General features: G+C 68.4%; 15 protein-coding genes. 14 read left to right on the plus strand and 1 reads right to left on the minus strand.

Annotation, left to right across the window (positions count from 1 at the left end; translation table 11 throughout):
• Positions 1-369: 369 nt before the first annotated feature.
• Positions 370-786, minus strand: a complete 417-nt coding sequence (locus ACIO3S_RS14365; protein ID WP_400464663.1) for a metallopeptidase family protein — start codon at positions 784-786, stop codon at positions 370-372.
• On the opposite strand from ACIO3S_RS14365, the gene ACIO3S_RS14370 reads away from it, so the two are divergent.
• From ACIO3S_RS14370 to hpf, 14 genes are all read left to right on the plus strand, one after another.
• On the plus strand, positions 785-1,237 hold the full coding sequence (locus ACIO3S_RS14370; protein ID WP_091052677.1) for a DUF3499 domain-containing protein: 453 nt from the start codon (positions 785-787) through the stop codon (positions 1,235-1,237). The genes ACIO3S_RS14365 and ACIO3S_RS14370 overlap by 2 nt on opposite strands.
• Positions 1,238-1,256: 19 nt before the next feature.
• Positions 1,257-2,675, plus strand: coding sequence for a phosphomannomutase/phosphoglucomutase (locus ACIO3S_RS14375; protein ID WP_400464667.1), 1,419 nt, complete (start codon positions 1,257-1,259; stop codon positions 2,673-2,675).
• Positions 2,676-2,680: 5 nt separating this feature from the next.
• The gene (locus ACIO3S_RS14380) at positions 2,681-2,872 is read left to right on the plus strand and encodes a Trm112 family protein (RefSeq protein ID WP_400466426.1); all 192 of its coding nucleotides are present in this window, start codon (positions 2,681-2,683) and stop codon (positions 2,870-2,872) included.
• A gap of 7 nt (positions 2,873-2,879) precedes the next feature.
• Entirely contained in the window at positions 2,880-3,911 is a 1,032-nt protein-coding gene (locus ACIO3S_RS14385; RefSeq protein WP_400464670.1) for an SIS domain-containing protein, read from the plus strand.
• 175 nt (positions 3,912-4,086) lie between these two features.
• Entirely contained in the window at positions 4,087-4,899 is an 813-nt protein-coding gene (locus ACIO3S_RS14390) for a substrate-binding periplasmic protein (RefSeq protein ID WP_400464672.1), read from the plus strand.
• Between the two features lie 264 nt (positions 4,900-5,163).
• The gene (locus ACIO3S_RS14395; RefSeq protein WP_400464675.1) at positions 5,164-5,982 is read left to right on the plus strand and encodes a substrate-binding periplasmic protein; all 819 of its coding nucleotides are present in this window, start codon (positions 5,164-5,166) and stop codon (positions 5,980-5,982) included.
• A gap of 122 nt (positions 5,983-6,104) precedes the next feature.
• On the plus strand, positions 6,105-6,923 hold the full coding sequence (locus ACIO3S_RS14400; RefSeq protein ID WP_400464678.1) for a substrate-binding periplasmic protein: 819 nt from the start codon (positions 6,105-6,107) through the stop codon (positions 6,921-6,923).
• Positions 6,924-6,950: 27 nt separating this feature from the next.
• Positions 6,951-7,910, plus strand: a complete 960-nt coding sequence (locus ACIO3S_RS14405) for a DUF808 domain-containing protein (RefSeq protein WP_160027303.1) — start codon at positions 6,951-6,953, stop codon at positions 7,908-7,910.
• 199 nt (positions 7,911-8,109) lie between these two features.
• A complete protein-coding gene (gene ahcY, locus ACIO3S_RS14410; protein ID WP_201451226.1) occupies positions 8,110-9,549 on the plus strand; it encodes an adenosylhomocysteinase in 1,440 nt (479 codons plus the stop codon).
• A gap of 161 nt (positions 9,550-9,710) precedes the next feature.
• Entirely contained in the window at positions 9,711-10,418 is a 708-nt protein-coding gene (mtrA, locus tag ACIO3S_RS14415) for an MtrAB system response regulator MtrA (RefSeq protein WP_091052660.1), read from the plus strand.
• The gene (mtrB, locus tag ACIO3S_RS14420) at positions 10,415-12,031 is read left to right on the plus strand and encodes an MtrAB system histidine kinase MtrB (RefSeq protein WP_400464684.1); all 1,617 of its coding nucleotides are present in this window, start codon (positions 10,415-10,417) and stop codon (positions 12,029-12,031) included. The genes mtrA and mtrB overlap by 4 nt, the downstream gene beginning before the upstream one ends.
• Positions 12,028-13,746 carry an LpqB family beta-propeller domain-containing protein gene (locus ACIO3S_RS14425; RefSeq protein ID WP_400464687.1) on the plus strand — a complete coding sequence of 573 codons (1,719 nt, stop codon included), beginning with the start codon at positions 12,028-12,030 and terminating at the stop codon, positions 13,744-13,746. Before mtrB ends, ACIO3S_RS14425 begins: the two co-directional genes overlap by 4 nt.
• Positions 13,747-13,819: 73 nt before the next feature.
• Positions 13,820-14,560: a ComF family protein gene (locus tag ACIO3S_RS14430; RefSeq protein ID WP_400464690.1), complete on the plus strand. Its 741-nt coding sequence runs from the start codon at positions 13,820-13,822 to the stop codon at positions 14,558-14,560.
• A gap of 406 nt (positions 14,561-14,966) precedes the next feature.
• A complete protein-coding gene (hpf, locus tag ACIO3S_RS14435) occupies positions 14,967-15,608 on the plus strand; it encodes a ribosome hibernation-promoting factor, HPF/YfiA family (protein WP_400464694.1) in 642 nt (213 codons plus the stop codon).
• Positions 15,609-15,630: the final 22 nt, after the last annotated feature.

The following is a 15,630-nucleotide window of genomic DNA, read 5'->3' on the forward strand; positions in this document are numbered from 1 at the left end:
GTCGGCGGCAGGGGTTTGGCGCAGCGGTTTGGGTTGGGTAGGGGTTTGGGGACTGGGGTGAGCCGACCGGTGGAAGGAATTTTCTTTCCGCCCGGAGACCCCATGTCTGATCTCGGAGTGGAGCGGTCACCTGCCGTGGGTGAGTGTGCCGTGACCACACCCGGGCCGCCGCCCCGATAGCCAGCCAAAATCTTTTCTCGACATGGTCCGGTGTCAAGAACCGCGAAGCGGCCGGCGTAGCCGGCGGCCGCAGGCCGTCCTTGACTCCGGGCCAAGTCGAGAACACTCTCGAAGAACGGGTCGGCGGCCCAAGACCAGCCCCGAAATCTCGGTACCTATGAACGCCGAAGAAGACGACTCGCCCACGCCTCAGGGCTGGTAGCGCGGATCGACATCCTCGGCCGAGATCCCGAGCAGGTCCGCGACCTGCTCCACCACGACCATGAGCACCATCGCCTCGACCTCGGAGCGAGTGTGGCAGCGGTGCTCGATCGGCCGCCGGTAGATCACCAGCCGCGCGGGTTTCGCGCCCGCGCCGCGCTCGAGCGACCCGAGCGGGATGTGGTCCTCGACGGTCCACTCCTTGGGGATGTCCGGAGACTCCTCGACGGCGTACTCGATCAGGCCCAGCCGTGACTGCCAGCGAGCGTCGATCTCGGTGACGATGGTGAGCGCGATGTCGTCGAAGCGCTCGCGGCGGGTGCGCAGGACCGGCACCTTCGGGTCGGTCGGGACGGCCATCGGGCCGCGTCTCCCACGGCCGTGCCGATCCCTGTGCCTGGTCATGTACGCGAGCCTAACTGCGCGGCTGGCCTCAGGGGAGTACGGTTCACCCGTGACTGCTCGTCGTTGTTCGCGTACCGCCTGCCAGCGTCAAGCCGTCTGCACGCTCACCTATGTGTACGCCGACCAGACGGCCGTTCTCGGCCCGCTGGCGACCTATGCCGAGCCGCATGCCTATGACCTGTGCGAGGAGCATGCCGAGCGGCTGTCCGCGCCTCGGGGCTGGGAGGTCGTCAGGCTGGCTCGTGAGCCCGTCGACCCGCAGCCCAAGGGCGATGACCTGCTGGCTCTGGCCGATGCCGTCCGTGAGGCTGCGAGGCCGCCGGCTCCGTCCCCACGAGGACCCGTCGGGGCCCCTGGGCAGGACGACGCCGACGAGCCGGGGGCGAACGACGGCCAGCCCCGCCCCGGCGGCACCCGCCGCGGGCACCTCCGCGTGCTGACGTCGGAGTAGGACGACTAGAGTTCCGGACATGCCGGAGAGAGTCGACCCCGACATCGCCAACGCCGTCTTCAAGGCGTACGACGTCCGTGGCACCGTCCCTGACCAGATCGACGAGAACCTCGCCCGACTCGCCGGGCGGGCCTTCGTGCACGTCGTCGGTGCAGCAAGGACTGCCTCGGGCTCCGCTTCGGCGGGTGGCGGCGAGATCGTCGTCGGCCACGACATGCGCCCGAGCTCCCCGGTGCTCTCGGGAGCCTTCGCCGAAGGTGCGACCGAGGCCGGTGCCGACGTGACGATGATCGGGCTGGCGTCGACCGATGAGCTCTACTTCGCCTCCGGTCACCTCGGCCTTCCGGGCGCGATGTTCACCGCCAGCCACAACCCGGCGCAGTACAACGGCATCAAGCTGTGCCGGGCCAACGCGGTCCCGGTCGGCGCCGAGACCGGGCTCGACGAGATCCGCGATCTGGTCATCTCAGGTGAGGCCCCGATCGCCGACGTCGCCGGCAGTATCAGCGAGACCGATGTGCTGGAGGCGTACGCCGCGCACCTGCTCGGTCTGGCCCCGGTCAAGGGCCGCCGGCTCACCATCGTCGCCGACGCCGGCAACGGCATGGCCGGCCACACCGCGCCCGCGGTCTTCGGCCGCCTGGGCGCCGAGGCCGTCGAGCTGATCCCGATGTACTTCGAGCTCGACGGCACCTTCCCCAACCACGAGGCCAACCCGCTCGACTCGACCACGCTGGTCGACCTCCAGGCCAAGGTGCGCGAGACCGGCGCCGACGCCGGCCTGGCCTTCGACGGCGACGCCGACCGCTGCTTCCTGGTCGACGAGAAGGGCGAGGTGGTCAGCCCCAGCGCGATCACCGCCCTGATCGCCGAGCGTGCCCTGGCCCAGGAGCCGGGCGCGACGATCATCCACAACCTGATCACCTCCCGCGCGGTTCCGGAGATCGTGAGCGAGCTCGGCGGCACCCCGGTACGCACGCGTGTCGGCCACTCCTACATCAAGGCCGTGATGGCCGAGTCCGAGGCGGCCTTCGGCGGGGAGCACAGCGGCCACTTCTACTTCCGCGACTTCTGGCGCGCCGACTCCGGCATGCTCGCCGCGCTACACGTCCTGGCCGCCCTCGCCGAGACCGACAAGCCGCTGAGCGAGCTGCTGGCCGCGTACGCTCGCTATCCGATGAGCGGCGAGATCAACTCCACCGTCCCCGACCAGGCCGCCACGGTGGCCGAGATCGAGAAGGCGTACGCCGGGCGCGACGGTGTCACCGTCGACAAGCTCGACGGCCTGACCCTCTCCCACGCGGACTGGTCGTTCAACGTACGCGCCTCCAACACCGAGCCGCTGCTGCGGCTCAACGCGGAGGGCAAGGACACACCCACCATGGAGCGCGTGCGCGACGAGGCGCTCGCGATCATTCGAAAGGAAACCGTCTCATGAGCGCCCTGGGCCTGAGCGAGAAGCTGCTCGAGATCATCGTCTGTCCGCAGTGCCACGGCGACCTCCTGCCTGTCGAGGCCGACAGCGAGCTGGTCTGCCAGGGGGAGTGCGGCCTTGCCTACCCGGTCCGTGACGGCATCCCCGTCCTCCTCATCGACGAGGCCCGTCCCACCAAGGCTCAGCCAACGGAGGGGTGAGGCCGCGATGACCTGGTTCGACGAGTCCAGGCTGGACGACGAGCGGGCGCTGGCCGGTATCGACCTGCTGCTGCGTTCGCTGGCCGAGTCCGGAGCCCGGGTCCGCCGGGAGGCTGCGGGTGCCGCAGAGCCCCTGCAGGAGGCCGTACGCCGCGCCGCAGAGACCGGCCGACCCCGTGCCGTCGTCGCGGCGGGTCCCGACTCACGCCTGCTCCGCGCCGTCCTCGAGCCGTTCTGCCCGGTGCCGTTCGTCGCCTGGCCGGCCCCGGGGCTGCCGGGCTGGGCCGGGAGCCTCGACCTCGTGGTCGTGCTGGCCCCGACCGGCTCCGACCCGGGTGAGGCCTCGGCCGCCGCCGAGGCAGTCCGCCGTGGCGCCCAGCTGGTCGTGGCCGCTCCGGAGAAGTCGCTGGTCGCCCAGCACGCCGAGGGACGCGACAGCACGCTGCTCCCGGTCGAGGGCGGCGACACGCTCGCGATGGCGATCCTGATGCTCACCTACCTCAACTCGGTCGGTCTCGGCCCGGAGGCCGACGCGGACAAGGTGGCCGACGCGCTCGACGACGTCGCCACCGCCTGCTCGCCGCACCGTGACATCTCGGTCAACCCGGGCAAGATCCTGGCGATCTCGCTGGCCGACTCGCTCCCGGTCGTGTGGGGTGGCTCCGTCCTCGCCGCCCGCGCCGCCCGACGCGTCGCCGAGAACCTGCGCCGGGCCAGCGGCCGCGGTGCCATCGCCGGTGACGCCGACGACCTGCTCCCGGTCCTCGAGGCGGCGCGGCCGCGCAACGTCTTCGACGACCCCTTCGCCGAGGAGGAGTCGTCCGTACGTCCCGTCCTGGTCATCCTCGACGACGGCGCGACCGATCCGATCATGGTCGAGCAGCGACGCCTGCTCACCGAGGCCGCGGACACGCGCGGCGTACGGGTGGAGGTCGTCGAGGCGAACGCGACCACGGAGGTCGCCCGCTACGCGTCCCTGCTCCTCCAGGGCACATACTCCGCGGAGTATCTTCGTTTGGGCCTCGTTAGCGACGGTTGATTCCGAATCACGGACAGAACCGTGTGACCTGGCTCATATCGCACGGTCAGGGGCGTTGGCGTCGTCTCGTTATGGGTTGAGGACCCTGGACGTCGCGGAGTGGACCGCTGTTCGATTTGGCAACAATTCAGCCACATCGAAGGCTGGCCCCTCCCTGGAACAGGATCCCCCTCCCATGAGCCAGACCAAGTTCGTCGTCGTCGGTGCCCTTGCCCTCCTGGGCGCGATCGTCTTCAGCGGACGTCTCTCCGACCCCGCACCGCCGGCGACGGACGAGGCGAGCGCCGCGGCCGGCGGCACCCTCCGGATCGGCGTCGACGGCGCGGAGCCGGCGTACTACAAGGTCGACGGCGTCACCAAGGGCTTCGACTACCAGATGGCGCGCAGTGTCGCCGAGGGCATGGGCGCGGAGCCGGAGTTCGTGGAGATGGACTTCAACGAGCTCTTCCCGGCCCTCGAAGCGGGCAAGATCGACATGATCGGCGCCCAGGTCACCAAGACCGACGAGGCGGAGCGGAAGTACGACTTCAGCGCTCCGTACTTCGTGACGTACGTGTCCTTCCTCGCCCCGAAGGGCTCGACCATCAAGAGCCGCGAGGACATCGACGGCAAGAGGGTCGCCGTCGTCGAGGGCACCGTCCAGGAGCGCTACCTCAAAGAGCAGTACGAGGACGTCACCGTCATCAAGACTCCGAACGCGGACGCCGCGGTCAGGTCGATGGGGCGGGGCGAGGCCGACGCGTTCTTCTACGGCGCTCCCTACTCGCAGTCGGTCATCAAGGGCGCGCCGATCCCGCTGATCGAGCCGATCGTCTACCAGGCCGAGGACGCCCCTATCGGGTTCGTGGTTCGGGAGGGTGATCAGCGCAAGGAGAAGATCGACGACGTCATCGAGGACATGGTCCTCAACGGGGAGTGGGTGAAGATCAAGACGGACTACTTCGAGGCGGTCCCGCTCTCCGAGGTCTTCAGGGAAAAGGGCGCCTGAGGTGCGGGTGTCTGTGTTTGGTTCCGTTCGCCTGAGGAGGGATCTCGAAGGTGAACGATGCGCGTGATCTGTGTCACGCAGTGCGGTGAAGGTTCGGTCACGGATCGTGACAGATCGTGACATCGATGGTCGAAAACCTGGACGCGAGGGAGCAGACAGGTGTTTGATGCAACATCGTCCGGCCTCTCTTGGCCAGCACGTCTCGGATTCTCGGCGCCGACGTGACGGGCATGCCCCACCATCCCGAAAACACAGGACTTCCGCATGAATCACATCAAGTTTGTCGTCGCCGGCGCCCTGGCCCTCCTGGGGGTCCTGGTGATCGGCGGCTACTTCGCCGACCCAGCCCCGCAAGCGACCGACGAGAAGAGTGCCTCCGCAGGAGGCACGCTGCGGATCGGTGTCGACGGCACCGAGCCCGCCTACTACAAGGTCGACGGCGTTACCAAGGGATTCGACTACGAGATGGCGCTCGGCGTCGCCGAGGGTCTGGGTGCCAAGCCGGAGTTCGTCGTGATGGACTTCAGCGACCTCTTCACCGCGCTCGAGGCCGGTGAGATCGACATGATCGGCGCCCAGGTCACCGAGACCGCGGAACGGAAGCAGGACTTCGACTTCACCGCGCCCTACTTCGTCACCTACCTGTCCTTCCTCACCCCGGAGAACTCGCCGATCAAGAAGCGCGAGGACGTCAACGGCAAGAACATCGCGGTCGTCGAGGGCACCATCCACGAGCGCTACCTCGACGAGCAGTACGAGAACGTCAACGTCATCAAGGCCAAGGACGAGGACACCGCGGTCAAGGCGATCCAGGACGGCAAGGCGGACGCGTTCTTCTACGACGCCCCCTACACAACGCCGATCATCGCTCGCTGGCAGGACACGTTCCCGCTGAAGGAGGCGATCGTCTACCCGGCGGACGACGCTCCGATCGGGTTCGTCATGCAGAAGGGTGACGCGCGCAAGGCGACGATCGACGGCGTCCTCGAGGAGATGATCCTCGACGGGAAGTGGTTGAAGATCAAGAAGGAGTACTTCAAGGAGTACCCGCTCTCGGAGGTCTTCAAGGACAAGGGCGCCTGAGCCTGACCCGGCTCGCCCCACTTTGGGGCGCCTGAAGTCCAGTAGCCTACGATGCCCGCTGGCCCGACTCCGGTCGGGTCGGCAGTGTCTCGGCGCACCCCTCCCCCCACCCAGGACGTCGTATGAAATCCCTGAAGTTCATCCTTGCGGGCGCGGTCACCCTTCTGGTGATCCTGATCGTGGTCTCCAACACGGTTGAGACGACCGGCCCCTCCTCCGCCAGGCGCAGCAGCGCCGCAGATGACGGCCAGCTCAAGATCGGTGTGCTGGACAGCCCGCCGGTCTACTACACCGATGGTTCCACCGCGAAGGGCTTCGACTACGAGGTCGCCCTCGGCGTCACCGAGTCGCTCGGCATCAAGCCATCGTTCATCCCGATGGACTTCGCCGACCTGTTCACCGCGCTCGACGAAGGCGAGATCGACATGATCGCCTCGCAGGTGAGTGTCACCGAGGAGCGCGAGAAGGCCTACGACTTCTCGCACCCCTACTTCGTGACGTACCTGTCCTTCACGACTCCGAAGGACTCCCCGATCAAGAAGCTCAAGGACGTCAACGGCACCAGGGTCGCCATCGTGGACGGCACCGCGCAGGAGAGCATCCTCAAGGCTCGCTTCCCCAAGGCCGAGATCGTGAAGCGGAAGAACGAGGCGGCCGCGCTCGAGGCGGTCGCCGCGGGCAAGGCCGACTCGTTCTTCTACGACGCGCCGTTCACCGAGGGGCTGATCAAGAGCGCCCCGATCACGATGGAGGAGCGGATCGTCTTCCCGTCCGACAAGGCCCCCATCGCCTTCGTCTTCCGCAAGGGCGACGGGCTCAGGGACCAGGCCGACGACGCGATCGACGAGATGATCGTCAACGGGGACTGGCTGCGGATCAAGACCGACTACTTCAAGGAGTACCCGCTCTCGGAGCGGTTCCGGGAGCAGGGCGTCGAGTAACGGACCCCACCCGATAAGGTTCCGGTTATGAGCGCCGGACTCTTCGCACTCCTCGACGACGTAGCCGCCATCGCCAAGCTGGCGGCTGCGTCCGTCGACGACGTCGGCGCTGCTGCCGGCAAGGCCTCGGCCAAGGCCGCCGGCGTCGTCATCGACGACACCGCGGTGACGCCGCAGTACGTCCACGGCATCGCCGCCGAGCGCGAGGTGCCGATCATCAAGAAGATCGCGCTCGGCTCGCTGCGCAACAAGCTGCTGATCATCCTTCCGGTGGCGCTGATCCTGGCGCAGTGGGCGCCCTGGGCGATCACCCCGATCCTGATGGTCGGTGGCGCCTTCCTCGCCTACGAGGGCGTCGAGAAGGTCCTGGAATGGGTCCGGCCGCACGAGGAGGCCCACGAGACGCCGGTCGCCCTGGAAGGGCCCGAGGCCGAGAAGACGATGATCTCGGGTGCCGTACGCACCGACCTGATCCTCTCCACCGAGATCATGGTGATCGCGCTCAACGAGGTCATCGACCAGGGCTTCTGGATGCGCCTCGGCGCCCTGGTGGCGGTCGCGTTCCTGATCACGATCGTGGTCTACGGCGTGGTCGCCCTGATCGTGAAGATGGACGACGCCGGCCTGTCGCTCTCCCAGCGCCCCGGTGCCTTCGCCCAGCGGCTCGGCCTGGGCATGGTCTCGGCGATGCCGAAGGTGCTCACCGTGATCTCGATCGTCGGCACCGTCGCGATGCTCTGGGTCGGTGGCCACCTGATCCTGGTCGGTGTCCACGACGTCAACGGCCTCGCCGCCGGCCACCCCGGCTGGGCATGGCCCTACGACACCGTGCACCACCTCGAGGAGGAGGTCCACCACGCCCTCGGTGCCGTCGGCGCGGCTGCCGGCTGGCTGGTCAACACCTTCTTCTCCGCGCTCGTCGGGCTCATCGTCGGAGCGATCGTGGTCGGCGTACTGCACCTGCTGCCGTTCAAGAAGAGCCACTGACCCGGGCGGGCTGCCGTTGACCGCGGGTGCGGTGGCGGGTCACCCGATGCTGGTCCATTGATGTTGGCCTGGCGTTTGACGTCCAGGATTACCGCAGGGGCCGAGGGCCGCTTGTAGTCTGAGAAGAACCTGCGTGGGAGATCCCGCTGATGCGCAGATGCGCGACGCAGGCCCGCATTAACTTCGGTAAGGAATAACCATGGACTACAAGGTTGCCGACCTGAGCCTGGCCGAGTTCGGCCGCAAGGAGCTCTCCCTCGCCGAGCACGAGATGCCGGGCCTGATGGCCATGCGCGAGCGCTATGGCAAGGACCAGCCGCTCAAGGGCGCCCGCATCGCCGGCTCGCTGCACATGACGATCCAGACCGGCGTACTGATCGAGACGCTGACCGCGCTCGGCGCCGACGTGCGCTGGGCCACCTGCAACATCTTCTCCACCCAGGACCACGCCGCCGCTGCCGTCGTCGTCGGCAACGGCACCGCCGAGGACCCCCAGGGCACCCCGGTCTTCGCCTGGAAGGGCGAGACCCTGGCGGAGTACTGGGACGAGGCCGAGAAGGTCTTCGACTTCACCGACGCCGACGGCAACAAGGTCGGCCCGAACATGCTCCTCGACGACGGCGGCGACATCACGCTGCTCGTCCACAAGGGTGTCGAGTTCGAGAAGGCCGGCGCCGTGCCGGGCCAGGACTCCACCGACAACGAGGAGTTCAAGGAAGTCCTCCGGGTCCTCGACCGCTCGCTGAAGAACGACCCGCAGCGCTGGACCAACATCGCCAACGGCATCAAGGGCGTCACGGAGGAGACCACCACCGGTGTCCTGCGCCTCTACGACCGGTTCAAGGAGGGCTCGCTCCTCTTCCCGGCGATCAACGTCAACGACTCGGTCACCAAGTCCAAGTTCGACAACAAGTACGGCTGCCGCCACTCGCTCATCGATGGCATCAACCGCGCCACCGACGTGATGATCGGCGGCAAGGTCGCGGTCGTCTGCGGCTACGGCGACGTCGGCAAGGGCTCCGCGGAGTCGCTGCGCGGCCAGGGCGCTCGTGTCATCGTCACCGAGATCGACCCGATCTGCGCGCTGCAGGCGGCGATGGACGGCTACGAGGTCCGCCGCCTGGAGTCGGTCGTCGAGACCGCCGACATCTTCATCACCACGACCGGAAACTTCGACATCATCCGGGTCGAGCACTTCGAGAAGATGAAGAACCAGGCCATCGTCGGCAACATCGGCCACTTCGACAACGAGATCGACATGGCCGGCCTCGCGAAGATCCCGGGCATCGTCAAGGACGAGATCAAGCCGCAGGTCCACCAGTGGATCTTCCCCGACGGCAAGAAGATCATCGTGCTCTCCGAGGGTCGCCTGCTCAACCTGGGCAACGCCACCGGTCACCCGAGCTTCGTGATGTCGAACTCGTTCACCAACCAGACGCTGGCGCAGATCGAGCTCTTCACCAAGACCGACGAGTACCCGATCGGCGTCTACGTCCTGCCCAAGGCGCTCGACGAGGAGGTCGCCCGCCTCCACCTCGACGCCCTCGGTGTCGAGCTCACCGAGCTCAACAAGGCTCAGGCCGACTACCTCGGTGTCCCGGTCGAGGGTCCCTACAAGTCGGACCACTACCGCTACTGATCCACCCTCGCCGAGTCGGCTCGTTCTGACCGAAAACCTCGCCGAGTCGGCTCGTCATGACGAGCCGACTCGGCAGGGAATCGGGTCAGGACGGGCCGACTCGCGCGTTGTGGGGTGGCTCATGTGACGCGTCGCACGCACTGGGTGACAGAATCGGACACATGGCCGATCGCAGTGCTCCCGACCAGCCCGCCAAGGGAAAGGTCCTCGTCGTCGATGATGATGCCTCGCTGAGCGAGATGCTTGCGATCGTGCTGAGACAAGAGGGGTTCGACTCACAGCTCGTCGCGCGTGGTGACATGGCGCTGCCGGCGTTCCACGACTACAAGCCCGACGTGGTGCTGCTCGACCTGATGCTTCCCGGGATGGACGGTATCGAGGTCTGCAAGCAGATCCGCAAGGAGTCGGGTGTGCCGATCGTCATGCTCACCGCGAAGGGCGACACGGTGGACGTTGTGGTCGGACTCGAGTCGGGGGCCGACGACTACGTGGTCAAGCCGTTCAAGCCCAAGGAACTGATCGCGAGGATCCGGGCGCGGGTCCGCAGGCACGGTGACGCCGTGCCCGAGGTGCTGGAGATCGGCGACCTCACCATCGACGTGGCCGGCCACCAGGTGACCCGTGGCGACGAGCAGATCCAGCTCACCCCGCTGGAGTTCGACCTGCTGGAGTGCCTGGCCCGCAAGCCTCACCAGGTCTTCTCCCGCGAGGTGCTGCTGGAGCAGGTGTGGGGCTACCGTCACGCCGCTGACACCCGGCTGGTCAACGTGCACGTCCAGCGGCTGCGCTCCAAGGTCGAGCACGATCCGGAGAACCCCGAGATCGTCGTCACCGTCCGCGGCGTCGGCTACAAGGCAGGGCCCGTGTGACACTCCAGCAGGTCGTCCGCACCACTGCCCGGACGCCCAAGAAGCTCCTGACCACCTGGCGCCGGTCGATCCAGACCCGCGTCGTGGTCTACACCGTGCTCCTCACCGCGGCCGCCGTCAGCCTGGTCGGGCTGATCCTGCTCGAGCAGATCGGCGACGAGCTGGTCCAGGACCGGGTCGCCGCGGCGAAGGCGGAGGCCTCCGAGGAGCTCTCCGCGGCCCGCTCGAGCATCGCGGAGACCTCGGGCGCCAACGGCGGCACCCCGCTGCAGCGCAACGACCTGGGCGACCCGATCATCCAGCGCAGCGTCTCGCGCGGCTACGGCGTCGTCATGGCCGGACCGGTGACCTCGACCTCCGGCCGGATCAGCGACGACGGTGTCGAGTGGACACCCGGTGTGGACGTACGCAGCGTCCCGCGCGCCCTCGAGGACCGCTTCCAGACGATCCGCGCCGAGCCGGCCTGGACCTACACCCGGATCTCCTACGACGACGGCGAGCGGTCCTCGACCCCCGGCATCGTGATCGGGTCGCAGCTGGAGCTGCACGACGACACGTACAACGTCTACTTCCTCTTCCCGATGGACCAGGAGCAGGAGACGCTCGGCGTCATCACCCGCGGGCTGCTGGCCGCCGGTGCGATCCTGATCCTGCTGATCGGTGTCGGCAGCTGGATCGTGACCCGCCACGTCGTCACGCCGATCCGGATCGCCCGCAGGACCGCCGAGCGACTCGCCGCCGGCCGCCTGGAAGAGCGGATGGTCGTCCACGGCGAGGACGACCTCACCGGCCTGGCGCTCTCGTTCAACCAGATGGCCAGCGGGCTGCAGAACCAGATCCGCCAGCTCGAGCACCTCTCCCGCGTGCAGCGACGGTTCAGCTCCGACGTCTCCCACGAGCTGCGTACGCCGCTCACCACCGTACGCATGGCCAGCGACGTCCTCTATGAGGCCAGGGACACCTTCGACGCCCCGACGGCCCGTGCCGCCGAGCTGCTGCAGACCGAGCTGGACCGGTTCGAGACGCTCCTGAGCGACCTGCTCGAGATCAGTCGGTTCGATGCCGGGGCGGCCGTGCTCGACCTCTACGACACCGACCTGACCGCGCTGGCCCACGCCGTCGTCGAGGCCTACACGCCGCTCGCCGACAAGCGCGACATCGAGCTGAAGGTCGTCGCTCCGAGCCATCCGTGCATCGCCCAGGTCGACCATCGCCGGGTCGAGCGGATCGTACGCAACCTGGTGGCCAACGCCACCGACCATGCTCTGGTGGGGCAGACCGTCACGATCCGGATCGACAGCGACGAGCACGCGGCGGCGCTGACCGTGCGCGACCACGGTGTCGGGCTGGCCCCAGGGGAGACTGCCCTGGTCTTCAACCGGTTCTGGCGCGCCGACCCCGCCCGGGACCGTTCCAGCGGCGGCACCGGCCTGGGCCTGTCGATCTCCCTCGAGGACGCCCATCTCCACGGAGGCTGGCTGCAGGCATGGGGCCGCCCGGACCAGGGTGCGCAGTTCCGGCTCACGCTTCCGCGCTATGCCGGCGCGGCGCTGCGGCACAGCCCGCTCCCGCTCGTCCCGGCGGACGCCCGCGACACCCTGGAGGCATCGTGAGACCCGTCTTCGCCGTCTTCCTGGCCGCGCTCGCGCTCCTCGTCTCGGCATGCTCGGGCGTGCCGGACTCCGGGCCCGTCCAGAGCGTCGACCTGGCCGCGCCGGACGCGCAGGAGGAGGTCATTCCCTACAACCCCGGCGCCCCGCGCGCGGGAGCGTCCCCGGGCGAGATCGTGGACGGGTTCCTCGACGCGATGAAGGCCACCCCGATGAGCACGGCCTACGCCCGCCGCTACCTCACCAAGGACGCGGCGATGAACTGGGCGCCGGCCGGCCGCACCCTGGTCTACGGCGAGCTCGGCAGCCACGTCAGCTCCTCGCCGCGGGTGTCGGTGGAGCTGGAGGACGCCGGTTGGCTCGACGAGCGAGGCGTGTGGCGCGGCAAGCTGGCCGCCTCGCAGGCGATCCTCGACTTCGAGCTGACCCGCGCCGAGGGCGAGTGGCGGATCAGCGCGGCACCCAACGCCCTGGTCGTCGAGGAGGACTGGTTCCTGACCCACTTCGCCCGCAGCAACCTCTACTACGTCGAACCGACCGGCCACACCCTGGTGCCCGAGCCGATCTTCGCCCCCAAGGGCAACTCCTACGCCACCACCCTGGTCGCCAGCCTGCTGAGCGGCCCCGGGGAGGAGGCGCAGGGCGTGATCCGCAGCGCGCTCCCGCCCGAGGCGGACGAGCCCCGCTCGGTGGACGTACGCGACGGGGTGGCCGAGGTCGACCTCGCCGGTGACCTGAAGGACCACAGCTCCGAGGAGCTCCAGCTCATGGGCGCCCAGCTGGCCTGGACCCTGCGCCAGGACGCCAGCGTGGAGCGCATCCGGCTCACGATCGACGGCGAGCCGGTGGTGCTGCCGGGCTACGGCGAGACGTTCAACGTCGACAGCGGCGGCGGCTACGACCCCAACGGCAATACCGCCAGGGTCGACCTCTACGCACTCCGCGGTGGAGCGCTGGTGACCAGCACCGGCGAGAACGGCGACCCGTGGGTGCCGGTGCTCGGCGGCTGGGCGAAGTCTCACGGCGTCACCGACGTCGCCGTCGACGCCGACGGCTCGACCGCCGCGGCGATCACCGCCGACCGCACCGGCGTCGTCGTCGGCCAGCTGACCAGCGACGGCGAGCTCACCAGGGCTCCGGTGAAGGGAACCCGGCTGCTGAGGCCCTCCTGGGACCTCGCCGGCCGGCTGTGGCTGGTCGACAAGGACTCGACCGGCGCCCGGGTGATGTACGTCGACGGCGACCGCCGCGTCCGCGTCGCCATACCCGGGGTGACCGGGGAGAACGTGACCCGGTTCCTGGTCTCCCGCGACGGCACCCGGTTCGTGGCGGTGATCGACGGGGAGTCCTCGGACCGGATCGTGGTCAGCCGCCTGCAGGCCAGCTCGAAGGGCGAGATCACCACCGCGACCTCGGCCGTCCTGCTACCGCACCCGGACTCCGCGACGATGCGCGTCACCGACATCGCCTGGACCTCGCCGACCACCATCGTCGCGGTCCAGCAGATCAGCTCGACCGCGCTCTTCCAGTCGGTCTCGCTCGACGGCGCCCCCAGCGGCGAGCGCTACACCCTCAGCGACCGGGTCACCGGCGTGGTCGGCTCCCCGGTGGCCTCGGCCCGCCTCTACGCGATCTCGGGCTGGACGCTCCTGGACCCCCTCGACAGGTTCGACCTGGGGCTGCCCTCCGATCTCTCCGACGTCACCTACCAGGGCTGACTCTCCACAGCTTTATCCACAGGTACGCAGCCACTGGTTGCCCCGTGGGACGCACCCTGGTCGACTCGGGCCCATGGGCTTCGCCGTGCGTGATCGTCTCGGGCTCCGCTTCGACCTTGCCGACGCCTGGCACGACCTGGTCGTCGGCGGCCGCTGCGTCGGCTGCCGGCGACCGGGCAGGCTGCTCTGCCCTGACTGTCGGGCCAACCTCCCGGACACGGCCCGGCCGAGCCCGCCGAGCCCGGCGCCGCCGGGCATCGCCCCGGTCTTCGCGGCAGGGCCCTACGACGGCACGCTGAAGCAGCTCGTCATCGGTCTCAAGGAACACCAGCTCCTCGGCCTTCGCAGGCCGCTGGCCGGCCTGCTCGCGCTCTCCGTCCTCGAGGCGATGGCGACGACCGGAGCCGGCCCGACCGTCCTCGTCCCGGTCCCGTCACGTCCCGCCTCCGTGCGTGAGCGCGGCCTCGACAGCACCGCGGCGATCACGCGCGGGGCCGCCGCGCTGCTGAGGCGCCACGGGCTCGGCGTACGTCATCACCAGCTGCTCCGCACCAGACCCGGCGTCGCGGACCAGGCCGGTCTCGACTCCCGGCAGCGACAGGCCAACCTCGACGGCTCGATCACCTGTCCCGCGTCCGGCATCCGGACACTTGCCCGGAAGATCCCACGAGCGACCCTCATCGTCTGCGACGACGTGATCACCACCGGCGCGACCGCTCGGGAGGCTCAACGAGCGCTGGAATCGGTCGGTCTCGGCGTGAAAGCGATTGCGACCGTCGCGGCCACCCAGCGTCGGTCTCGCGTTCAAATGTAGGAAACCGTCATGTAATTCTGTTGAAGGGCTTTCGTGGGGCAGATCGGCGAACTACCGTCACTACATGGAGTCCGCCTGGGTCCGTGGTTGCGTCGCAGAGAGGTCCGCATTGCGGGCATCCGAGCGGCAAGCCGATGCCAGTCGCAGGCGAAACGGTCCACGTAACCCTACGCACCCAGATTTTGGGGCAAGGGGATCACGGTGCGGCTTAGAGATAAGTCCTGCCCTTGCTCTCCCGTCAGATACGGGAACCAGCAGGGAGAAGGTGGAGTGGCACCAAGCCGCTAAGCCTCAGCAGGCGATTGTGGGGTCGAAGACCAGGTCGGCCGGGCGGACTCCGTACCCCGGAGGTCACATGCGCTGACCGTCCGGGATCCCGCCAACCCCGAAACACCGGGAGGTACCGATGGAAGTTGTCGTCACGGCTCGCAACGCCGAGGTCTCAGACCGCTATCGCGCTCACGTAGCAGAGAAGCTCGCGAAGCTCGAGAAGCACGACCACCGCATCATCAGGATCAACGTGGAGGTCGACAACGAGCCCAACCCGCGCCAGCACAAGGGCGCCGTACACGTCGAGCTCACCGCATACTCGAAGGGTCCGGTCATCCGGGCCGAGGCGTGTGCCGAGGACAAGATGGGGGCGCTGGACCTGGCTGTCGACAAGATGGCATCCCAGATGCGCCGGGCCGCCGACCGCCGCAGAGTCCACCGTGGCCGTCGTACGCCGGTATCCGTCGGACAGGCACTCGCGGGCATCGAGCCCGACGGCCTGGCCGCTACGTCCGAGTCCGAGCAGTTCGAGGAGGAGACGGTACGCGAGCACCAGGTCGGTCCGATCACGGTGACGGGGGAGGGGCCCTTGGTGGTCCGGGAGAAGACGCACACCGCGGAGCCGATGACGCTCGACCAGGCGCTCTACGAGATGGAGCTGGTCGGACACGACTTCTACCTCTACATCGACAAGGACTCGATGCGGCCGGCGGTCGTCTACCGCCGGCGGGGATACGACTACGGGGTGATCGCGCTCAACCGCGCAGACCTCGTCTGACGGCTGTGACGGGCAACCGCTC

This window comes from Nocardioides sp. NPDC087217, assembly GCF_044744805.1.
Classification (GTDB): Bacteria; Actinomycetota; Actinomycetes; order Propionibacteriales; family Nocardioidaceae; genus Nocardioides.